Source organism: Spongiibacter marinus (assembly GCF_016906995.1).
GTDB classification, from domain to species: domain Bacteria; phylum Pseudomonadota; class Gammaproteobacteria; order Pseudomonadales; family Spongiibacteraceae; genus Spongiibacter; species Spongiibacter marinus.
The window spans coordinates 255,990-279,119 of sequence record NZ_JAFBBD010000002.1 but is presented as its reverse complement, the minus strand read 5'-3'; the positions used below and the strand labels follow the sequence as shown (position 1 = coordinate 279,119).

18 protein-coding genes are annotated in these 23,130 nt (G+C 55.3%); 6 read left to right on the top strand and 12 right to left on the bottom strand.

Translation table 11 applies throughout. The annotated features are described in order from the left end of the window. Positions 1–53 precede the first annotated feature (53 nt). The 3 genes from HNR64_RS03810 to HNR64_RS03800 all read left to right on the top strand — a co-directional run bounded on the left by HNR64_RS03810 (position 54) and on the right by HNR64_RS03800 (position 4,516). A complete protein-coding gene (locus HNR64_RS03810; RefSeq protein WP_204995219.1) occupies positions 54–1,001 on the top strand; it encodes an NAD-dependent epimerase/dehydratase family protein in 948 nt (315 codons plus the stop codon). A gap of 38 nt (positions 1,002–1,039) precedes the next feature. Further along, positions 1,040–3,637: a TonB-dependent receptor gene (locus tag HNR64_RS03805; RefSeq protein WP_204995218.1), complete on the top strand. Its 2,598-nt coding sequence runs from the start codon at positions 1,040–1,042 to the stop codon at positions 3,635–3,637. Positions 3,638–3,703: 66 nt separating this feature from the next. Then, positions 3,704–4,516, top strand: coding sequence for an SDR family NAD(P)-dependent oxidoreductase (locus HNR64_RS03800; protein WP_204995217.1), 813 nt, complete (start codon positions 3,704–3,706; stop codon positions 4,514–4,516). 12 nt (positions 4,517–4,528) lie between these two features. Here HNR64_RS03800 and HNR64_RS03795 read toward each other — a convergent pair whose 3' ends face one another. From HNR64_RS03795 to HNR64_RS03775, 5 genes are all read right to left on the bottom strand, one after another. Beyond that, a complete protein-coding gene (locus HNR64_RS03795) occupies positions 4,529–5,821 on the bottom strand; it encodes a DsbA family protein (protein WP_204995216.1) in 1,293 nt (430 codons plus the stop codon). A 1-nt stretch (position 5,822) separates the two neighbouring features. Continuing rightward, a complete protein-coding gene (locus HNR64_RS03790) occupies positions 5,823–6,788 on the bottom strand; it encodes a diguanylate cyclase (protein WP_204995215.1) in 966 nt (321 codons plus the stop codon). Between the two features lie 3 nt (positions 6,789–6,791). Next, complete coding sequence (locus tag HNR64_RS03785; RefSeq protein ID WP_204995214.1) at positions 6,792–11,021, bottom strand: response regulator; 4,230 nt, start codon at positions 11,019–11,021, stop codon at positions 6,792–6,794. Positions 11,022–11,207: 186 nt separating this feature from the next. Continuing rightward, positions 11,208–11,999: a polyphosphate kinase 2 family protein gene (locus tag HNR64_RS03780; RefSeq protein WP_204995213.1), complete on the bottom strand. Its 792-nt coding sequence runs from the start codon at positions 11,997–11,999 to the stop codon at positions 11,208–11,210. Between the two features lie 18 nt (positions 12,000–12,017). After that, positions 12,018–13,097, bottom strand: coding sequence for an ADP-ribosylglycohydrolase family protein (locus HNR64_RS03775; protein ID WP_204995212.1), 1,080 nt, complete (start codon positions 13,095–13,097; stop codon positions 12,018–12,020). 165 nt (positions 13,098–13,262) lie between these two features. Between HNR64_RS03775 and folE the strand changes: the two genes are divergently transcribed. After that, complete coding sequence (gene folE / locus HNR64_RS03770) at positions 13,263–13,916, top strand: GTP cyclohydrolase I FolE (RefSeq protein WP_204995211.1); 654 nt, start codon at positions 13,263–13,265, stop codon at positions 13,914–13,916. Positions 13,917–13,940: 24 nt separating this feature from the next. Here the strand turns inward: folE and HNR64_RS03765 are convergent, their stop codons facing one another. Then, positions 13,941–14,252, bottom strand: a complete 312-nt coding sequence (locus HNR64_RS03765) for a DUF6482 family protein (protein WP_204995210.1) — start codon at positions 14,250–14,252, stop codon at positions 13,941–13,943. Positions 14,253–14,377: 125 nt separating this feature from the next. On the opposite strand from HNR64_RS03765, the gene HNR64_RS03760 reads away from it, so the two are divergent. Beyond that, positions 14,378–15,190 (top strand): enoyl-CoA hydratase-related protein, encoded by an 813-nt coding sequence (locus tag HNR64_RS03760; protein ID WP_204995209.1) that lies wholly within the window; start codon positions 14,378–14,380, stop codon positions 15,188–15,190. 20 nt (positions 15,191–15,210) lie between these two features. Here HNR64_RS03760 and HNR64_RS03755 read toward each other — a convergent pair whose 3' ends face one another. The 6 genes from HNR64_RS03755 to HNR64_RS03730 form a co-directional block, all read right to left on the bottom strand. Continuing rightward, complete coding sequence (locus HNR64_RS03755; RefSeq protein WP_204995208.1) at positions 15,211–16,731, bottom strand: SpoVR family protein; 1,521 nt, start codon at positions 16,729–16,731, stop codon at positions 15,211–15,213. Then, complete coding sequence (locus HNR64_RS03750; protein ID WP_204995207.1) at positions 16,728–17,948, bottom strand: YeaH/YhbH family protein; 1,221 nt, start codon at positions 17,946–17,948, stop codon at positions 16,728–16,730. The genes HNR64_RS03755 and HNR64_RS03750 overlap by 4 nt, the downstream gene beginning before the upstream one ends. A 33-nt stretch (positions 17,949–17,981) precedes the next feature. After that, positions 17,982–19,904 (bottom strand): PrkA family serine protein kinase, encoded by a 1,923-nt coding sequence (locus tag HNR64_RS03745; RefSeq protein ID WP_204995206.1) that lies wholly within the window; start codon positions 19,902–19,904, stop codon positions 17,982–17,984. A 271-nt stretch (positions 19,905–20,175) separates the two neighbouring features. Continuing rightward, a complete protein-coding gene (locus HNR64_RS03740; RefSeq protein ID WP_204995205.1) occupies positions 20,176–20,883 on the bottom strand; it encodes an SDR family NAD(P)-dependent oxidoreductase in 708 nt (235 codons plus the stop codon). A gap of 27 nt (positions 20,884–20,910) precedes the next feature. Continuing rightward, positions 20,911–21,408 carry a 6-pyruvoyl trahydropterin synthase family protein gene (locus tag HNR64_RS03735; protein WP_036256633.1) on the bottom strand — a complete coding sequence of 166 codons (498 nt, stop codon included), beginning with the start codon at positions 21,406–21,408 and terminating at the stop codon, positions 20,911–20,913. Between the two features lie 10 nt (positions 21,409–21,418). Continuing rightward, a complete protein-coding gene (locus HNR64_RS03730; RefSeq protein ID WP_204995204.1) occupies positions 21,419–21,949 on the bottom strand; it encodes a shikimate kinase in 531 nt (176 codons plus the stop codon). A gap of 145 nt (positions 21,950–22,094) precedes the next feature. Here HNR64_RS03730 and pyrC point away from each other — a divergent pair, with 145 nt between their 5' ends. Next, positions 22,095–23,129, top strand: coding sequence for a dihydroorotase (gene pyrC / locus HNR64_RS03725; RefSeq protein WP_204995203.1), 1,035 nt, complete (start codon positions 22,095–22,097; stop codon positions 23,127–23,129). Position 23,130 lies beyond the last annotated feature (1 nt).

The window sequence follows — 23,130 nt, the reverse complement described above, 5'->3', positions numbered from 1 at the left end:
ATTATGCAGTCGCACTGTTCACAAGCTCGCCGTAAAGGCAAAGGCCTCGCCCGATGAAAGTACTGGTAACAGGGGCGTTTGGTAACCTGGGGCAATTGGTGGTGGAACAGCTATTGGCCGACGGCCATCAGCTGCGCTGCTGCGACCTGGATGCGCCACAACAGCGGCAATTAGCCAAACCCTATCAAGCACGCTGTGAAATCCTGCTGGGCGATATCACTGATAGCACCCAGCACGCGGCGCTAGTCGACGACATGGATGCCATCGTCCACCTCGCCTCAATACTGCCCCCCTTAACCGAGCGTGCACCCGCTGTCGCTCATCGGGTAAACGTCGACGCTAGCTGTTCACTTATCGACCAGGCGCAAGCGCAGTCGCGGGCCCCGCTGTTTATCTTTCCATCGTCGGTAACCGTGTTCGGGCACTCACAACGCCAGGCGCCACTGCGCCATTGTGCAGACCCGGTGATCGCCACTGACCAATACACCGAGCACAAGCTGGCAGTTGAGCAATACCTTCAGCAATCGGCTATTCCCTGGGTGATTATGCGAGTGGGGGTTTCGGTAGATGCTCGCACCACGCGAACAGAGCGCGAGGTGCTTCGACAGCTGCTGGAGATTCACCCTGACACGCCGCTGGAATACATTCACCCCCGCGATGTCGCGCTAGCGATTAGTCGAGCACTGAGCTGCCCCGCCGCGCAAGCCAAAACACTTTTACTCGGTGGCGGGGAACGCTGCCAAATCAATCAACGGCAATTCATCAATACCGCGTTTCAAGCGCTGGGATTGCCACTACCAGAGGGTATTCACGGACAGGCAAATTTCTACACCCATTGGATGGATACGCGCGAGTCCCAGGCACTGCTGAATTATCAACGGCACAGCTTCGAAGACTACCAGCAGGAAATGCACACGCTCTTTGCCAGCGTCAGGCGTCTACTCTGGCCACTTCGGCCGATATTGCGGCCGCTTCTGCCAACGGTACTCAAGCAACTTTAACCCTTAAACCTATGCAGATAATGATAAAGGTGTGTTCTATGAAAACGCAGAAAAACCACCGCCTTCCTCTCACACTGGCAGGACTCATGGCGGCAACCCTGCCCCCCGCCGTGGCGGCGAACCAAGGCAGCTCCGCGGGCGTGATTGAAGAAGTGATCGTCACCGCGCGAAAACGCGCTGAGAGCATTCAGGAAACGCCGGTCGCCGTCACCGCGATCACCGGGGACTCGCTACGTGAGCAGGGCATACTCGGCGCTCAGGAGTTGAGTAAGTCGGTGCCCAGCCTGCAAATCAATAACAGCACATCGCCACAAATTTTTATTCGCGGCATCGGCCAGCGAGCGCCCTTTGCGCGCTTCGACCCGTCAGTGAGCGTGTATTTAGACGGTATTTTCATCCCACGTCCGGATGGCCAGCTTTTGGATACCATCGATGTAGACAGCGTTCAGGTTCTGCGTGGGCCGCAGGGAACGCTGTTCGGTAAGAACAATACCGGGGGTGCCCTGGTCTTCACCCTGACAAAACCGGGAGAAGAATTCGGCGGCTATATTGAGGGCAGTCTCGGTAACTACAATGAGCAGCGCCTGCAGGCCGCGGTCGACTTACCCATCAATGATGAATTGCTGACCCGCATATCGGTAAACACCCGCCGCCGCGACGGCTTCCTGAAGGACGCCACCGGCCGGGAAAATCAGTCGATCGATCGGCTGTCTGCCATTTTCCAAACGCGCTGGCTGGCAAGCGATGATTTAACCATCGACGGTTTTGCCTTTGTCGGCCGCACGCGGGAAAATTTCCCCTCGTACAACTGTCGGATTGTCAACGAAGATGCCCTCTTTGTGAACGGCCTCGGCATACTTTGGCCCGGTGACACAGACCCAAACAACCCCTCGGCCTACAAAGACAATTGTGAGGCAAACTCCCGCGAGTCACAGGCAGACCTGCACACCAATCAAGGCGATAGTCAGCGTCAGAAAAAAGACCAAGACGAGCTTATGCTCGGCCTGACCTTTGACTACCAGTTCAGTGCAGACCACAGCATGAAGTCTATTCTGGGCTACCGCGACGCAACGAAATTCAACCCGCAAACGACCGCAGACGAAGGCGGGCCAGCTGAGTTTTTGCGAGCAGACCTACTCGACGACAGCCTGCAAGAATCGCTTACCTTTGAACTGCAATTCAACGGCGTTTTGTTCGACAGTGTCGACTACGCGGCGGGTATCTTCTGGCAAGACGAATACAAGTCCGAGCGCTTTAACACTGCCAACCCACTCGTCGGTGCCGAGCCCACCAAATTTCTTGGTTTGGCAGCTGGCCAGCAAGGTGTAGACATTGGCGTTGTCGGTGACTTGCTCAACACACTGACTGGTCTTGTTCCCGGTGGCACACTACCTTTGGTCGCGGGCGCACTGCCATTGGCAACCGTTCAGGACTTTGAAATCGACGGTGAAACCTTTGCTGCGTTTACTCAAGCCACATGGCACATCACCGACAACCTAGAGGTTACGCTGGGCGGGCGCTACACCGAAGAGACGCGCGACTCCTACTTGGTTACCCGCAGCGCCGACCTCGCTGAAGTGACCTCCATCATTTCTAGTGCAGACCCACGCTTTGTTCCGGTATTGCCAGATATGGGGGCCATGGCATTTTTGGGGCGTTGGTCACAAGACCCACTCACCATTGCCAACAACATCTTGCGCGAACGTTTCACTGGCGATATTCGAGCGCCCTTAGGCGATGCGAAAATCGACCAGCGAGAAGACACCTTCCGTCAATTCACACCGATGGCTTCTGCCGCCTATATCTTCCCCGAGGAACTGCTTGACGGCAGCATCATCAACTCGGCGATGGTTTACGCAACATGGAGCAACGGTTTTAAGTCAGGCTTCCAGGAGCCATTTGGCTTAGACGGCCTGAGCGTAGTTGAACCCGAAGAGCTCGAAAACCGCGAAATCGGTATCAAGATCGATGCGCTAGAACGCTCTCTGCGGATCAATCTTGCGGCCTACTCCATGACGTTTGAGAACATGCACCTAATCACTGTAAATGTTGATTCGAACAACACCTTGGTAGTTGGCTCGCAAAATGCGGGTGAATCAGTAATCGAAGGTGCCGAACTGGAGGTAATGTGGTTCCCGTCAATGAATACCATGGTCAACTTCACTTACAGCAACAACAATTATCGCTATGAAGAATTCATGGATAACGACCTGAAATCCCTGGCGCTTCGTGGTGAGTTTGTTCCCATCGACCGTTCTGACGAAGAATTTGCAGTATCGCCGGAAGAAACAGCGGCACTGGGTATCCAGTACACGCTCAATACCGAGTTCGGTCGCTTCGTGCCCCGACTAGACGCCAGCTATAAGAGCGATATTTACCTCGGCCTGGACCGAGGCGCGTGGGAGGCGTCAAAACGCAAGGAAGCACTCACGTATGCCGATGCCTATGTGCTCTTCGACGCGCGCCTGAGCTGGAGCAACGACGCCGATGACCTGAGCATTGCCGCCTATGTGAAAAACCTGACCGACGAGCGCTACGACATTGGTGCGGTAGCCGCCGGAGACAGTATCGGCACACTCACTACTGTGCTCGGCGACCCGCGCACCTACGGCATAGAACTTCGTAAAACCTTCTAACCTTCCTGTTATTAGGTGGTGTCCGGCCCACCCTCCGGCCACCGCCCTTTTTTTACGAGCGAATTGATGAACTCTTTTACAGCTAAAACGGCCTTGATCACTGGCGCCGCCGGTGGCCTCGGCAGTGCGCTGGCGGCGCTTCTGGCCAGTAAAGGCTGCCACCTCGCACTGGTTGATATCAACGGCGACGCACTCAAACAGTTAGCGGATTCACTGGAGGGACAAGGTGCCACAATTTCTTGTCACACCGCCGACCTCTGCGACCGCCATCAGCTGATTGATCTAGTCGATGCACTGAAAGAGCAGTACACATCGCTTGATATTCTGATTAACAACGCAGGGATAACTCTGCAGAAGAGTACTGAAAATCACCGCCAAGCGGATTGGGAAAAGGTCTTCCAACTGAATTTTTTTAGTGCTGTGTTTCTCAGTCGAGAATTGCTGCCGCTGCTCAGAAACAGCGGACAAGGACACATCGTCAACCTATCTAGCATGGCAGCATTCTTCGGTCTTCCCAGCCAGTGTTCGTACAGCAGTAGCAAAGCGGCCCTGCAAAAATTCAGTGATTCGTTACGCGCGGAACTGAGTGGCGAGGGAATCGGCGTCAGCTGTATTCATCCGGGAGCCATTAAGACCGATATGATTCTGGCCACACTCAAAGAATCGGACGATGTACAGCAGGCAGAGAAAAATATGCGACTGGCGCAGCGCGTTGGCGTGAGTGCACACTACGCCGCGCAGCGCATTGTAGGCGCGATAGAGCGCAACAAGCGCAGTATTTGCATTGGCGTCGACGCGAGGGTATTTAAAATTGTCAGCGGCGCATTTCCCGGCCTGTTATCACAGCTGCTGGCAAAAACATTTGCTCGCCTAAGCTAAGCGACAGGTCGCTTAGCAGCGATGCAGGGCCGCGCTACCTATCATGGCATTTTCCACAATGCCAATGCGGTCCTGCCCCCATAGCACTAACTCGCCATAGCGAAAACTCGGCACGCCCCAGCAACCCATGGCATACATCTCTTCCAGGTTTTTTTGCACCGCGCCCCGCCAGTGGTCATTGCCGAGTTGCTGTCGCGCCGTCTCCCAATCCAAACCACAGCGCTGAATAATACGCTTCAATCCACGATCGCTGGCGGCATCAATGCCTTGAGCATTTACGCCGCGGGCAAAACTAAGCAAAAACGGTAGCAAGCGTCCGCTAGACTCCGCGTAGTCACAAAGTGCATAGCAACGCTCCACGGCATCGCCCAGCGGGTCGGCAACAAAACCGTACTCCAGGCCCTGCTTTTCCGCCTCCCGAACCGTGTCATGAAAAATATACATTTTCTTGTCAGGAGGTACAGGCATCCCGCGCATCATCATCGGCAGCACCGGCTTCACCTCAAGCGCGATGCCGTAGTGCTCACTCAGCTGCGCCGCCTTCTCTAGCGCCAAGTATGAATAGGGGCTGCGCGCAGACCAGTAGAGCACTAAGGGCAGATCGGGATCGACAACATCGGCGCGCTCACCGCGACAAAAACCGCTGTAGCTGCGCGTATACACCGCCTTTTCATCCGGCCGCTTTGCGCCGCCTTCGGTAATAAGCCGCCGTTCAAGGTGATCCAGCCGGTCCACGCCCCAATACCATTCCGGCGCACAGTAAATCATCGCCCCAGCGTAATGCCCCAGCGTTTGTAAGCGTTGAGAATTTTCCGCCAGGCACTGACGGGCCCAGGAATCCAACGCGAGTAATTGCGTCGGCATCCGTCCCTGCCAGAGCGCCGCCAGCAGGCCGCGCGCTTGCCGCGGAAAATCGTCTACGGGTAACGATAGAAGGGATACCGCCGTATGGTCGATAGCGGCCTGCTCTAACGCGGGCAATTGTGAGGGAAAGTCTAAGTTGTATAGCCTGGCAAGATGTTCAGCGTCGCGACAGGCATACTCCCGCCACATGGTTTTTTCCGGGTACATGTCCTCGGGCGACTCGACGATCACCCACCACTTTACCTCGACATTAAAGCGCGAGCAGACATCGTCCATCACCTGCAATAGTAAATAGCTGTAGGGGTCATCAACGCGAATGAACACATCGAGCGTATGCGGCCTACCTGCCAAACGCCGCTTCGCGCTGTGGTAGCCCCGCCGCAAGGAAAGTAAGGACGTACTTGAAAGCACCCGGGCAAGGTGGGGCATTAGCGGGTTCATGTCACGACTCGGCTTGCTGAGCTAGCGGAAATTGCACGCCACAGACGCGGTTGCGGCCAGATTGCTTGGCAAGATACAACTGCTCATCGGCAATTTTGAGCAGGTCCGGCGGCTCCAGTGCATCGCACTCGGCGGTGGTGGCAACCCCGAGACTCACCGTTACCGTTGCCGCCGTTTTCGATTCAACGTGGGGGATCGCCAGCCCTTCAACGGCCTGACGCAATTTTTCGGCAATATGTTTGGCGCCCTCCAGGTCGGTATCCGGTAACAGGCAGACAAATTCCTCACCGCCGAAACGGGCGAGCATATCGCGTCCGCGCTCAACACTGGAAGCCAACGCCGATGCTATTGCCTTCAAACACTGGTCACCGTCCAAGTGGCCATAGTGGTCGTTGTAGAGTTTGAAGTGATCAACATCAACCATCAGCAACGAAAGGGGCGACCCTGAACGGCGACATGCCCGCCACTCGGCATCCAGCCGCTCATCGAAAATGCGTCGATTGGGCACGCCGGTCAAACCATCCAGGGAAGCAAGCATGCGCAGCGCATCGGTTTGCGCTTTCAGTGTGAGCTGCGTTTTTACCCGAGCTCTAACCACTGCGGGGTTTACTGGCTTGCTAATAAAGTCGACAGCCCCCACCTCCAGGCCGTGGGTCTCCTCTTCGGGGCTATTTTGCGAGGTCACAAAAATCACAGGAATGTCGGCGGTATCGGCATCCTCTTTCAAGCGTTGGCAGGTTTCCAGGCCATCCATACCCGGCATGATCACGTCCAGCAATACCAGATCGGGCTGTTTGTCTCGACACAGCGCCAGCGCTTGCTCGCCACTCGTCGCCATGAACACTTCGTGATCGTCAGCGAAAATCTGATAGAGGGTCTGGATATTCACCGGCTGGTCGTCGACGAGCAGTAGCTTTGGCAGCGACCGCAACATCGGCTTCACCCAGTCGAGTGCCTTTTCCGTCATTGTTTACAGCTCCGTATTACTGTTTTGTGCGTCGAGCTCTGCCTTAACACGCTCCAGCGCAGCAAGGGCGCCGGCAAAATCGAGACTCGCTATGGATTCCGCCAGTATCTCGGCTCCGGCGACCGCTGCCAAGCCCCCTTCCGCGCGGAGCGTATCGTGCACGGCCATCGCGCGCATATTACTGTCCCGAAGGAGGGCTTCTAGCTCCTCACAACCCTTGAGTAGCTGCGCGGCATCCACCTTGGTATGCCCTTCATCGCCCGCACTGGGCGCGGGCGTCAACTGGTTCGCCAACTCACTAAAAACGGCACACGCGCGTTTTAATTCGGCGTCTGCACGCTGAAGATCCTCAGCAAGGGCATCGGCACTTGCCCCCTGTTTACAAGCATCCTCAAGATCACCCAGCATCTGCGCCAGCGCCGAAGCCCCCAGCGTGGCAGCAACACCGCGCACGGTATGCAGTTCACGAGTTGCCAGCGGCGCGTTATTTCCACGCAGACTTTTCTCAACCAGTTTGAGATCGCCGCAATGCCTGTCGGCAAATCGTCGCGCCTGTGTGGCCAGCAAGCCGCGATTATTCCCCATGCGCAGCAAGGCTTCCTTAAAATTGAAGCCCTCCGGTGATGCTGGCAAATCGGGCTCGACACGCTCAACCACAACTGACTCATCGGCCACTGCCTCTCGCCCCGCGGCCTTTAACACGGCATCAACCAATTCAGACAGCTCAAAAGGCTTGCCTACATGATCATTCATTCCTGCGTCTAAGCAGGCCTTGCGATCAGATGGCAGGGCGTTGGCGGTCATCGCGATGATGGGCAAATCTACCAGACCCATTTCCTGACGAATCTTCCTGGTCGCTGTCAGGCCGTCCATCTCAGGCATTTGCAAATCCATCAATACAGCATCAAAGGGCGATGCACTCGTGCGTATTTGCTCCAGCGCCTCCAAGCCGTTTTCAGCCAACTCGATCTCAGCGCCCTCCAATGCCAGCAGCTCCCGCGCCACTTGTTGGTTGGTGAGATTGTCCTCCACTAATAACAGGCGCATACCTGCCAGCGAACCCTTCGCCACAGGCCTGACAACCTGGTTCTTGTCGCTGTCATCCACCTCGGAGACTGCCTCTACCGGCTCCGCCCTCGCCGGCAAGCTCGGTGCCACAGCATGTGTCAGCGCTTCGCTAACCGCATTGAAAATATCTGAGGCGGTTACCGGCTTCATCAAAAAACCATCCATCGGGCTGCCGCCCTCGCGCTCTTCCTGCGCGTATACATCTTTCGCGTGGGCGGTCACCATCACCAGTTTTGGACAGCGCTCACCCTGCTCGCGGCGGATCGCCTCAGCGGTTTGCCAGCCGTTCATGCCCGGCATCATCCAATCGATAAACACCACATCGTAAGGCGTCGAGGCAGCGCGGATTTTTTCCACGCCGGACTCGCCATCCGCCGCTTCGTCGCAGTGCCAGCCCATCGACTCGCAACTGGTAGAGATGATCTGTCGCGCGTTGGCGTTGTCATCAATACACAGTATACGAAGACCCTGTAAACCCTGAGAGAGTTCACGCGCACGCGGTGCCGAGCGCTCTGCCCCTTCAACATTTTCTAACAACAGGCTAAATGAAAACGTACTGCCGCGGCCTTCCTCACTGTCGACTTCGAGTTCACCACCCATCATGCGGATCAAGCGCTGACAGATCACTAGGCCGAGCCCCGTGCCGCCATATCGACGGGTCGTTCCCGCCTCGGCCTGAGAGAAGGACTGAAAAATGCGCTGCTGCTGTTCAACCGACATGCCAATACCGGTGTCACGAACGCTGAAACCCAAAACAATGCGCTGGCGCTGCTGGTGCTGCACCACCACACTGATCATCACTTCGCCGCTATCGGTGAACTTCACGGCATTCCCGGCGAGATTGATAAGCACCTGCTTGATACGCAGGGCATCACCACACACCTGACTGGGAATGGCCGGGTCCACATTGAAGAGTATTTCCAGTTGTTTTTCGTCAACATTCATACTCAGTATATTGGCGATATCGCGCAAGACCTCGTCCACGCTAAAGGGGTGAGGGTCCAGCAACAGCTTACCGGCCTCGATTTTGGAGAAATCCAGAATATCGTTGATGATCCCCAGCAAGGCCTCGGCAGCGCCACTGGCCTTTTGCACATAATCGTGCTGCCTTGCATTGAGGCCGGTATGATCCAATAGGTTTAGCATCCCCAGCACCGCATTCATCGGTGTGCGAATTTCATGGCTCATATTGGCGAGGAATTCGCTCTTTGCTTTGCTGGCGTCCTCCGCCACCGCCCTGGCGTGCTCCAACTCGCGCTGTTCTTGCTTGCGGGTGGTTAAGTCCACGGCCACGCTGAGGAAGCCCAGTACATCCCCCTCGTCGCTGAGCATCGACACGGTTTTTAATAACACTGGGAACTCTTGCCCATCCCGTCGACGAAATACCCACTCTCGTTCATCGCTGAAACCCGCCTTTAAAAGCGAATAGGTATCGAGCTCACCGCCCTGCTCAATCGCCTTGTCACGCAGGGCCTGGTTAAATTCGTCGCCGACAAAGAAGCTGTTGATATAGCGCTGGCCTACCACCTCTTCTTGGCGATAGCCGAGCATTTTTTCCGCAGCGGAATTAAACAGGGTGATTTTGCCCCTGGGGTCGCTGGCGATAATTCCGTAGCCGGCCTTTTCAAGAATTGCCCGCTGAGTTGCCAAGGTCTCACTCAGGTCCTTGGTACGCTGGGCCACCACCTCCTCAAGGGACTCATTGAGCTGGCGCAATTTGCTGCGCGATTCCTTCTCCTGGCTGATATCCCGGACGATCATCGCCGCGCTGGTTATTTTACCCGCGACCTTCACAGGCGAGACATTAATAGCGACCTCAATACGGTTACCCGATTTATCTTTCCGGTGCGTTTCCACATGCGGCACAGGCACACCCGCGCGCATCTGCTTTAGAAAAAGCTGCTCTTCATCTCTGCAGTCATCCGGCAAAATCAGTGACGCCGTCGTCTTCCCTACCACCTCGTCTTCGCGATAGCCGAACAGCAACTCTGCCGCTGCGTTCCAGCTAATCACCACGCCATCCAGGCTGACCGCGATCACGGCATCGTTACTGCCATCAATAATCGCGACTCGCTCCGCATTTCGCTCAATGGCTTCGTCGCGTCGGCGCATATTCACAACGAACTGAAGAAGTAATATGAAGGTGATCAGCGTAAAGCACACAAAAACCGCCGCATTAAAACGCAGCATGCGAAATACCGCATCATCAACCAGCGCTTGATCGGCGGCGACAACCAACGTGACCCAATGGCGGTCATCGTAGGTCAATCGCTGTTTCAGTGAGTACCAAGTGGCTTCCCCACCGCGCTCACGATAGGGCCTCAGGCCATCGGCCATCGGCGCATCGAAGGCCTGCCCCCACTGATAGGACGGCCCAAGTTCGTAGGCCAGGGTTTTTTCACTGTAGGGATGCAACAAAAAATGCTGCTCTTCATCAAGGAGGTAAACTCGGTAGCCCTGCGGCAGATCTTCCCGGATCAATCGCTGGCTATAGCTAAAATCCAGATTCATCACGACCACGCCAAACAAACGCTGTTGCGCGTCGAAAACCGGCGTCGCTATTCGCAGCGTGGGCCAAAGTGGGCGCTCGATCTTCCCGCGCTCGCGGTTAAAATTAACCCGCGAAAAATACACCTCGCCTTCATTGAGCTTGCTCGATTCTTTAACGTAGTCACTGTGGCCTTTTTGCTGCAACTGAGACTGGGGAATAATTTGAACGGACTCGCCATCACTGTCGACGCGCACTAATTCCCGCCCACCATCATCCATTCCGATAAAGCGCAGCTGACGCACCTCACCGCGGCTGTACATGTAGGCACTAAAAATCTCTTGTAAGCGCTGCTGCCAGTCTTGCAGGTTGCTGCGGGTGTCGGGGTCTTCCCCGGAATTTTCCAAGGCGCGCATAATGCCAGAGATGGGCGGCGTGTTCGCCAGGAAAAGCGTGTCGCTTTCGTACTGACCTATGTGATTATCCAGCGCTCGCGCGCGGGCATCGAGAAGGCTGCTCAACACCTCACCAACCGCCGACACTTCCTGTTGATAGGCACGACGCTCCGCCAGCGGAAACATCACAACAAATACACAGAGGAAGACCAGCAGCACACCGGCGAGTAATCGCGGGCCAAGCGTGTTGTAGATGTCCTTCAAGCGCTTAAAAATCAACATGCGTCCTTTTGATATCGCGTTTCATCCGTAGGGGTCACAACGGGATGTTACCGTCATTCTCGCACACCCTCCTTTAAAACATAGTGCACCGCCGCACAGCAGAGCTGTATTCGTATTGGCCCCTAGCCTTCTACCGATATTGGTAAGAATCAGCGCGATAACGCTCACAATAACAACGCCTTGAATTCAATCGGCGCTGTCTTCCCGTCGTCGCTCCAGCACGCGCCGAGCCCTTGCGACAAAGGCCGCGTTGGCCTGCGGGTGTGCCGGCTCTCCGAGGTGCTGACGCCACTGCTCACTCAGGGCCTCCATACCGGCAACCCGGGCATGGTACTTGTCGTTCGCCGCAACAAGCTGCCACGGTACCGGCTGGGAGCACTGCTTCAACATGTACTCATAGGCCTGGCAATACTGATGATGAAACGGAAAGCTATTCAGGTCAGCATCGGTGATTTTCCAGTGTTTCTCCGGGCTTTCCAAACGGGTCAACAGACGATTGCGCTGCGTTTCTTTATCGATGTAAAACAGCACCTTAACCACCATAATCTGGTCGTCAACTAACATCCTTTCAAATTCGGCGATCTCGCGACACGCACGCTCCCGCTCGTTGTATCCGTGCTCGACATGTTCCACCAGAATACGCCCGTACCAAGAGCGGTCGAATACACACAATTGTCCGGAGGTGGGCAGGCGCCGCCAAAATCGCTGCAGGTAGTGCTGACCCGCCTCTATGGCATCCGGGGGCCCAATGGCATGGACCCGCACCCCTCGGGGGTCCATATACCGCAGGGCACGTCGCAAAAAGCCCCCTTTTCCCGCCGCATCCGGGCCCTCCACCACGAGTATTGCACGGCGTCGGCTTCGGTATAATTGCAGCTGCAAAGCCATTAGATCGAGCTGGAGTTGGTCGCGCCGCTGACGGTAGAGTTTCTTTTCTAAAACAGGGTGTTGTAACGACGACAAGTCAATTTGAGTCAAAGAGCGCCCTTCCCTTAATTAACCACCATAACGTTGCTTCATTAGCGGGTCTTCGGGGGACTTCAAAAAGTCCGCTGCCAAGCAGTCTAGCAGCGCTTTATGCTCAAGGTCTTGTAGCCAATGCTGCGGAATATCATCGAGGCCGCGCCAGGCACCCAATAGCTGCCCCGCTAACGCGCCGCAGCTGTCACTTAAACCACTGTGATTAACCGACAGCACCAGACCAGAGGCAAAGTCCTCGGCGCACAGCAGTGAGTACAAGGCAACGGAAAACACGTCCAGGGCCATAGAGTCGCCACAGAGGGATTCTGCGGCACTGGCCGAGTTTGGCTGGGCATTGGCCAACTCAACGGCATGATCGATAGCTCGGCGCAAGGCTTGGCTGTCCTTGTTGGGGCGCAGCTGCTCGTCGATCCGCGCCAGGCACGCCTCAGGCGGGTGACCATACAACAAGCCAAGCAACAGTATGCCCAGCGCGCCGCCGGTTAAACGACCATTAACGTGGCCATCGCTGAGGGCGCTGATATCGGCGCTGAGTGAGAACATTTCAGCACGCAGCGCCTCTCCCCAGAATTTGCGCGTATCACTAACGAAGTGCACAGCAAGGGGCGCAATTCGGCTCAAACCGGCACCGAACTGGTATTGGTTGTCAGCCGTTACGCCGCCCTGCTGACTTTTACTTAACACCGCCAGAAAGCTATCGCGCGCTGCTCGCTGACTGTAGAGCCCGCGCTCTGCCAATAAGAAACTGCGCTGCTGCCCTGTGGTGGTTGTGGTCTGCGTGGATAGCCAACGTAAGTCCGCGCGATGAATAAAACTTCGCAAATCTGGCTGCTCGCCTCTCGCGCTCGCCACGCGGTAGCGGAGTATGCCTTCGGCGGTGAACATAAGGCGTTGCGTGTCGTCAGTGACCGCTCCCTTCCTTCCGTAGGCCGGCATATAGTCGAGTACGCCCCGCTTTCCGTACTGCTGCACAATATCGTCGAGACTAAAGAACTGCACCGGGGCGCCCAGCGCGTCACCTACCGCCCCGCCCAGCAAGCATGCTCTTTGGTAGTCAGCACTGTTTGCTGCCCAGTGCTCGCTCTGTTCGGCCATCTTTTCGCCTCACCTTTTTCCATCCTCTTACCAGTGTAGGCGCAAATACTGCGGCTTGCGGCTGAGACACAAATCGACCGAGGCGAGCACTAACTTGATTTACCGGTCAGGAAACCAAATATCTGTAAATTGCGTAAACGATGAAAAACAACACGAGACAAAAACATGATTTCCAAGGAAGCCAATGCCGTACACAGCGCATTACTGGAAGCGGGCCTAGAAACACCGATGCGCCCCCAAAGCTCACTGAATGACGACCAAAAAAAGCAGCGGATCGCCGACTTGATGCTGGGTGTTATGGAAACCCTCGGCCTCGATCTCAGTGATGACAGCCTTGAAGAAACCCCATCGCGGATTGCGAAAATGTATGTAGATGAAATTTTTTGTGGCTTGGATTACAACAACTTCCCCAAAATCACCAATATCGACAACAAAATGCGTGTCGAAGAAATGGTAAAGGTTAGTGGCGTTAGCGTAACAAGCACCTGCGAGCACCACTTCGTTACTATCGATGGCGAAGCCACAGTCGCCTATATTCCCGGCGAGAAGGTGATTGGACTGTCGAAGATTAACCGTATTGTGCGTTTCTTTGCACAACGGCCGCAGGTGCAAGAGCGCCTTACCCAACAAGTGTTGGTCGCTCTGCAAACACTGCTGGAAACGGAAGATGTTGCCGTTACCATCGATGCGATTCACTACTGCGTGAAAAGTCGCGGCGTCATGGACACTAACTCACGTACACAAACCACTGCCCTGGGTGGCAGTTTTAAAAGTGACCCAAGCACGCGAAATGAGTTTCTAAGCCAGAGCTGCCGCTAATGCGGCAGCCGTCTTCACACCGCCTTAAATTAAATGCTCGTCGCTGAGCGGCGCTATCGCGATACGCATTTCCGTCTCTTCACTCTTAACTGGCTGGCCCAGCATTTCGTCATAGGCACTGCGCTGAATTAGAAAAAACGTTTGGCAACGGCAGTCGGCCAGGCGTCTTCGCAGGCTAGTTATGTCCCGCGTTACCATTCTCTTGCCGCGCTCATAGACCGGGAAACTTCCGCCGTCAATAATCGCCGAAAGTACATACATACCGCCATCGAGAGAATGCACCTCGATCTCAGATACAGGGTAATGATTCAGGTCGTCAAATTCACATTTCGTCATAGGTCACCTCCGACTAGGTATACGCAGGCAAGGTAAAAGGTGTTTCGCTACCGGTGTGAACACACTGCTATCGATGGCGGCCGCTATGGCATAATTGCCGCGACGTAAACGAGGGAGAAAACCAAATGGCCATGCCAACGCTGCGCGATGCAACCTTGACCGTGGACGGGCGAGTCGCACTATTGTGTTTCCAGCGCGACGACATCCGCAACGCCCTAACGGGCAGCGCGCTCATCGACGACATCTGCGATACCGTCACTTGGGCAAATCAAAACCCCGCTATCTCCTGCTTAATTCTCACTGGTGAAGGCCGCGCCTTTAGTGCTGGCGGCAATGTAAAGGAAATGCGCGACAAGCAAGGTATGTTTGGCGGCAACCCCGCTGAGATCAGCGCCAGCTATCGCAACGGCATTCAACGCATCTCAAGAACAATGCACAACGCCGAGGTGGTTACCATCGCTGCGGTAAATGGCGCTGCGGTCGGCGCTGGCTTTGACCTCGCCTGTATGTGCGATCTGCGTATCGGTTGTAACAGTACCCGCTTTGGTGAAACCTTCATCAATTTGGGGATCATTCCCGGTGACGGCGGGGCCTGGTTTCTGCAGCGTTTAGTGGGCTACCAACGTGCCGCCGAGTTGAGCTTTAGCGGACGTATTATTGAGGCAGACGAAGCACTCGCTCTGGGCCTGTTATTGGAAAAGGTCTCAGACGACACACTCTTGTCCTGCGCCCAAGGCTATGCAAACACCTATGCCAGCAAGCCGCCACAAGCACTTAGGCAAACCAAACGTCTAATGAAGCTTGCACAACGCCAGGAGCTGGACGATTTCCTGAGCGTTTGCGCCGATGTTCAGGCCCAGTGCCACCAAACAGAGGATCACATGGTGGCGGTAAATGCATTTTTTGATAAAACCAAGCCCGAGTTCAGCGGCCGCTAATTAGCACTTGCTGCTAGGCCCTAGCGCGCTGGGTTGACATCGATGCGATCGACAACGCCCTCGCGCTCGTCAAACACTTCCATGCTGACCGTAAAGCCCCATAGCTTAGATAAATGCTTCAGCACTTCTTTGGCATCGTCGGTAAGCGGTCTGTCGCGCAGCCGGGTGTATCGCAGCAGCAGCGAGCGGTCGCCCATGTGCTCATAGCGAAGTACCTGGATGTCCGGCACCAAAATATCGCGATTGTATTGCCGTGATAGCAGGCGCCGGACGTCACGGTAGCCCTCGTCATTGTGAATTGCCGCCACCTCGACAAAGTCGTTTTTCGCTTGATCTGCTATGGCAAAAAGGTGGAACTCGCGGATTAATTTTGGCGACAAATACTGCGCGATGAACGACTCGTCTTTGTAGTTACGCATCGCAAAATCAAGCACTTCGCGCCAATCTCGCCCCGCAATATCGGGAAACCAGGCGCGGTCCTCAGCATCCGGCGACTCGCAGATACGGCGCAAGTCGCGGAACATGGCAAAGCCGAGGGCGTAGGGGTTAATGCCGCTGTACGCGGGGTGATCAAAGCCCGGTTGCATGACCACATTGGTATGAGACTGAAGAATCTCGAACATAAAGCCGTCATCAACCAAACCGCGGTCGTACAGGGTGTTGAGCAAGGTATAGTGCCAAAACGTCGCCCACCCCTCGTTCATCACCTTAGTCATACCCTGCGGGTAGAAATACTGCGCCAGCTTACGCACGATTCGAACGATCTCACGCTGCCACGTTTCCAGGGTGGGTGAATATTTTTCGATAAAGTACAGCAAGTTTTCCTGAGGCTCAGGGGGAAAATTTGCTGCCTCAGCGGGGGCATCGTCATCGCCCTGCTTTTCTTTGCGCGGCAATGTTCGCCAAATATCATCAAACTGCTTGCGCGCATGCTCCGCGCGCTCGTGCTGACGACGCAATTCATCCTGCGCTGAAAGTGGTGAGGGCCGGTGGTAGCGGTCCACGCCATGATCCATCAAGGCATGACAGGCATCGAGGGTTTCCTCCACACGATCAATGCCATATTTTTGCTCGCACTCAAAAATATACTTACGAGCAAATACCATGTAATCAACAATCGCATCGGCGCTGGTCCACTGCTTAAACAGGTAATTCCCCTTAAAAAAGGAATTGTGTCCATAGCAGGCATGGGCAATGACTAAGGCCTGCATCGGCATACTATTGTCTTCCATCAAATAGGCAATGCAGGGGTCAGAATTAATCACCAGCTCATAAGCCAAGCCACGCATTCCGCGGCGATAGGCTTCTTCGTTACGAATAAATTCCTTGCCGTAACTCCAGTGGGTGTAGCTGATAGGCAAGCCCACGGACGCGTAAGCATCGAGCATTTGCTCAGAGGCAATCACCTCAATTTGATTAGGGTAAGTGTCCAAGCCAAACTCTTTGGCGATGCTCGCTATCTCGCGGTCGTAGCTGCGCAGCAGATCAAAATCCCAGTCGCCGCCCCGGGACAATACGCGGTCTTTCACCGTCTCGCTCACGCCGCCTCCCGCTGGAATAATTCCCGCAGTACGGGATAGACATCGCGCCGCCCCATTACTTTGGCGACCGCAAAGTTTTCACTGTGGATTTGGCTGTAGGCGGCACCCAGCGGCGTGATGCTACTGGCATTGTCCGGCACCTCTACGTAGGCGTAGTAGCGACAGTGCGGCAAAATATCGTCGCGCAACTTAGCCGCGCTGCGTTGCGGATCGCTGCCAAAGGCGTCGCCATCTGACACCTGCGCGCCGTATATATTCCACTGGTCTGGCGCATAGCGATCTTGAATGATGTCTTCGGCCAAATTAAGCGCCGACATCACCACCGTACCGCCGGTTTGCGGGTCGTGAAAAAACGCGTGTTCGTCAACTTCTTCGGCGTTTGACGTATGCCGAATAAATACCAGCTCGACATGTTCATATTTTCGATTGAGGAACAAATACAGCAAAGTAAAAAAGCGCTTGGCCAGGTCCTTTTTTTGTTCCGACATCGACGCCGACACATCCATCAAACAAAACATAACCGCGCGACTAATTGGCTTGGGCTCCTTAACTTTATGCCGGAAGCGGAGGTCGTACTCATCCAAAAAGGGAATGCGATCAATGCGGTCTTTTAAGTCTTGAATTTCTTGTGGATCAGCACCCCTTTCCTCAAGCTCACGCAGTTCTCGTTTCAGCGGTGCCGCCAGTGCGATCTTCCTGGCCATGGCATTTTGCAGGCTGCGTCGCACCGACAAGTTAGACGGCACCCCCGACGGGGTATAACCCGCGCGACGAAAAGTGAATTGTTTAGCGTCACCCAGCACATTACGCGCTAAACGTGGCAGTTCCAGGTCGTCGAAAAAGAGGTTCATAAACTCCTCTTTTGACAGGGTAAACATAAAGTTATCCTGTCCCTCACCGCCTTCACCCTGGCCGTCCCCGCCCTCGCCTTCGCCGCCACCTTGGGGTTTAGCGATGCGATCTCCGGGGGAGAAACTGTGGTTGCCTGGGTGAACCATCTCCCGGTCGCCACCCTGGCCAATACGGAACTTCGGTTCGGAAATATCTTTTACCGGGATTCCCACCTCGCCACCGCGCCCCATATCGGTGATGGAGCGCTCGGCGACAACGTCTGCCACAGAGCGCTTAAGCTGGGATTTATATCGCCTGATGAACCGCGCGCGGTTCGTCGCATTTTTGTTGCGGTCGTTCAGGCGGCGGTCAATAATCATCGACATATTCGCACCTTGCTTTCGACGTGGCAGTGTTAACTAGCCAGCTTTGCGTACGCGCAGATACCACTCTGACAACAAACGTACTTGCTTGGGTGTGTAGCCCTTCTCGACCATGCGGGTAACAAAGTTTTCGTGCTTTTTCTGGTCCTCATCGGAGGCTTTGGCATTAAAGGAAATGACCGGCAGCAGCTCTTCAGTGCTGGAGAACATTTTCTTCTCTATCACTTCGCGCAGTTTTTCATAGCTCGTCCAGTTCGGGTTGCGGCCCTCATTTTGAGCGCGAGCACGCAGCACAAAGTTAACGATTTCATTGCGGAAATCTTTCGGATTAGCGATCCCGGCGGGTTTTTCAATTTTCTCCAGTTCACCGTTTAAGGTGGCACGGTCGAAGATCGCGCCGGTTTCCGGATCTCGGTAATCTTCGTCCTGAATCCAGTAATCCGCAAAGGTCACGTAGCGGTCAAAAATGTTCTGACCGTACTCTGAATATGATTCGAGATAGGCCGTTTGAATTTCTTTACCCACGTATTCAGCGTAGCGCACTGCGAGCCAGCCCTTGATAAATTCTAGGTAGGTACGCTGCACATCCTCAGGCAGCTGCTCGCGCATAATGCGCTGCTCAAGCACATACATGAGGTGCACGGGGTTAGCCGCTATCTCGGCGTTGTCGTAGTTAAATACCGCCGACAGTACCTTGAAAGCAAAGCGCGTTGACATCCCGGTCATGCCCTCATCAATACCGGCATAGTCGCGGTACTCCTGGAAGGACTTCGCCGCCGGGTCGGTGTCTTTCAGTGACTCACCGTCGTAAACACGCATTTTGGAATAAATGCTGGAGTTCTCCGGCTCGCCAAGGCGCGTCAAAACCGAGAACTGCGCGAGCATTTCCAGCGTTCCCGGTGCACATGGCGCATCGGCCAGGGAGCTGTGGCGCAGCAGCTTCTGGTAAATTTTTACCTCTTCTGACACCTGCAAACAGTAGGGCACTTTGACGATGTATACCCGGTCGAGAAATGCCTCATTGTGCTTGTTGTTGCGAAAGCTCTGCCACTCGGATTCGTTGGAGTGAGCAAGTATTACGCCCTGAAAGGGAATGGCGGAGAAGCCCTCGGTGCCCTTGTAGTTTCCTTCTTGCGTCGCCGTCAGCAGGGGATGCAGCATTTTGATAGGCGCTTTGAACATCTCGACAAACTCAAGCATGCCCTGATTCGCCAGGCACAGGCCGCCAGAGTAGGAATAGGCATCGGGATCGTCTTGCGCGTAGCTCTCGAGCTTGCGAATGTCCACCTTGCCGACCAGAGTGGAAATGTCCTGATTGTTCTCATCGCCTGGCTCGGTTTTGGTAATCGCCACTTGCTTTAACACTGAGGGCTGAATACGCACAACGCGGAACTGGCTAAGGTCGCCTTCATACTCGTCCAGACGCTTGATCGCCCACGGTGACGCGAGGCCACTGAGATAGCGTTCGGGAATACCGTACTCTTCTTCAAGCTGCTTACCGTCGCGCTGGGGGTCAAACAACGACAGCGGCGACTCGTTAATGGGCGAGCCTTTCAAGGCGTAGATCGGGTAGGCTTCCATCAATTTTTTCAGCCGCTCGGCGATCGACGATTTACCACCGCCTACCGGGCCAAGCAGATATAGCACCTGTTTGCGTTCTTCCAGGCCCTGCGCGGCATGTTTGAAAAATGCGACGATCTGCGCGATCACATCTTCCATGCCGTAAAACTCTTCAAAGGCTGGATAGCGGGCAATCAACCGATTGGAAAAAATTCGTGAAAGCCGAGGGTCACTGCGGGTATCTACAAGTTCTGGCTCGCCAATGGCTGCCAGCATTCGCTCAGCCGGGGTGGCGTAAGCAAGCGGATCGCTGCGGCAAAGCTCGAGGTAGTCAGTCAATGACATCTCCTCGTCCTTCGCCTTCAGATATTGCTCGCGGACGTTATCAAGGATACCCATCGGTGCAATCTCCTTTCTGCGTTAACGCCACGTCGCTGACATTCCACTCGCGATGTAGCGCGACGACAGTTTCATGTGTATGCGTCTTCACTCTACTCTGCTACGCAGAGATCATCTACTTCGATCCACAAAAAAAGACTACGCGATTACCGAAGTGTGGCTAGTGCATGTGCCAATAGAGTGCTTGGGAAAACGCTCGGCCTACAACTAGTGTAGACCGTAAAAACGCAGGGAAAGTGCCGCAGTAAAATTTACTGCGGGCGGAGGAATGCTAGTGTTCTATTTGACCGAGATTGGCATGGATTACCGCGCCACTAATCACCGGAGAGCGCGCACAAAAATACAAGGTATCGGCGATTTCTTGTGGATCTATCAAGCGCCCAGCCGACACATTGGCGGTGATTGCGGCAATCACCTCTGGGTCGTTGTTGATGTGCCCGCGCAGCATGGCGGTATCGGTAAAACCGGGACAAACACAGGCACTGTGGATACCGGTGCCGGCCAAGTCCTGCACCGTTGCTCGCATCAGCCCCACCAGACCATGTTTACTGGCCACGTAGGAAGCGCAGCCGCGCACGGCTTTTTCAGCGAGGGTTGACCCCACATACAAAATTGATGACCCCGGTTTCATATAGGGAATCAGCACGGCATTGAGCTGCTGCGGAGCGACCAAATTGATCTGCAGTACCGCGGCAAAATTCTCGGCGGCTAGCGTGGCAACGGTATCGCTGTCTTGCCGCGCAGCATTGTGGATCAACACGATTTCGTCGGCACTTTCTGCAGCAATACTGAGCGCCTCCGCGGCCATACCCTCTAGCCAATCGATGCGCCCCATGTCCACCGACAACTGGAGAACGCCCTCAATGTCCAGCGACCGCCGCGACAGGTTGATTACCCGGTACCCTTCCGCCAAAAAGCGCTCCACTGTCGCGCGGCCTATGCCCTGGCTTCCACCACTGATTACTACTAATTTATTCACAATACCTTTCCATTCACAGTCGCCGAATCAATCGCGAGTCCAGCTTGCAGAGCCCCACTGACCCGGGCCCGAGGAAACCTTCATCACCAACTCGCTGATCTCATTGCCATCAATGAAAGGGGCGTCGTCGAGCAGGCGCTCCAGCACATAGCGAGCAAACTCTTCAACCGTGGTGTTGCGCAATGGCAGCAGTAAGGTGTCGGCCTTTAAAAACAGCAATTCCTCACCGTTAAATTCGGCGCGATAGTACTTGCCCTGTTCCTCAACCCGCATATACGGCGACTGCGCGGGCAGCAGCGTGTACTCATCTAACTCTGCGCACAGCTTGCGCAGACGTTTTTTAATCTCCACATAGCTAAAGCACATACCGTCCTCACCCACCTCCGCGGTCAGGTCGAGGCTAACCCGAAAATTATGGCCGTGCAGCCGCTCGCGGTCGGTCGCCGAAAAGATAGTAAAGTGGGCGCCGGAAAACTTCAGATCTTCCTTGCATATTTCAATACAGGTATGTCGCTTGATGGGCATCCGCCCCTCCTTATTCTTTGGTGTCGCTCTGGCGTTGTTGCCATTCGGCCGCTGCCAGCAAAATTTCTTCCGCCAGCTGCTGCTCGCCCCGGTCCAGCGCCGCCACGCGCACATCGGCCTCGCGTTCATATAAGGGCTGGCGTTCGGCGTAAAGGGCCGATAAATCTGTTCCCGGTGCACAGGCAACGCCGCGCTCGGCAAAATTCCCCAGCCGCTTGGCCAGTTCGCTCTCTGTAACATCAATAAAGACCACAGGCCCCAGACGGTGCAGTTTCTTCATCACCGGCTGGCTGTATACGGCGCTTCCGCCGGTTGCGAGCACCACCCCGGAAAAATCCTCCGCCAATAATGCACGCTCCTCGGCTTCACGCAGGCCTAAATACCCTCTTTGCGCTAGCAACTGCGCCAGTGTCTGGCCTTCACGCTGCTCGATAAGCCGATCGCCATCCACAAACCTCAACCCGGTGCGCCGGGCTATATGCCGCCCAAGCGTGGACTTACCACAGGCGGGCATACCAATAAGACTAAGGGAATTGATCACTGAACTCGCTACCGCTACTAATCTGCTATCTAGAGTGCCACAGAGCGCGAAGCACACGCAAAACAAAGCGCTGTTGCCCCGCAGTGACTTTAATCAAGCCCCTGAATCCTGTAGCATTTCGGCTCTACACAGCACAGGCTCAAGCATGCAAACCCTGCACATTACCCGCCCCGATGATTGGCATATCCACCTGCGCGATGGCGATGCCCTGACACAGACAGTTAGTGACGCGAGCCGCTATTTTGGCCGCGCCATTGTGATGCCGAATCTTACCCCGCCGGTTCGCAAGCTCGATGAAGCACGCGCCTATCACGAGCGCATTCTCGCAGCGATACCTGCCGAGCGAGCGAGCTTCACCCCACTAATGGTGCTCTACCTTACAGACCGTACCCAGCCAGCCGATATTGCCGAGGCCAAGGCATCTGGCCTGGTTTATGCGGCGAAGCTATATCCCGCGGGCGCCACAACCAACTCCGACGCTGGCGTCACCGACGTCGATGGCCTGTGGCCGGTGCTGGATGAAATGGCGAAGCAGGGTATGCCACTGCTGGTCCATGGCGAAGTCACCGATGCCGATATCGACATCTTCGACCGCGAAGCAGAATTTATAGAGCGCCACCTCAAACGTATTGTCGCCGCCTTTCCCTCGCTGAAAGTCGTTCTGGAGCACATTACCACCGCCGATGCCGCCGAATTCGTCGCCAATGCCGGCGAGAACGTCGCCGCAACAATTACCGCCCACCATTTGCTCTACAATCGCAACGACATGCTTGCCGGCGGCATTCGCCCGCACTATTACTGCTTGCCCATTTTGAAGCGCAACCGCCACCAACAGGCGCTTATTGCGGCGGCAACCTCGGGCAGCCCGAAATTTTTCCTCGGCACCGACTCCGCCCCCCACGGCCGCCATCGCAAAGAGGCCGATTGCGGCTGTGCCGGTTGCTATACCGCCTACGCGGCCATAGAGATGTACGCGGAAGCGTTCGAGGCAGCCGGTGCACTGGATAAGCTAGAGGCCTTTGCAAGCTTCCACGGCCCGGACTTCTATGGTCTACCCCGCAACCAGGATCAAATCACCTTACAAAAAGCCGACTGGCAAGCCCCTGAGGCACTGCCATTGGGGGACGATACGGTACGTCCGCTCCGCGCCGGAGAAACCCTGCGCTGGCAGGTAGCTTAAG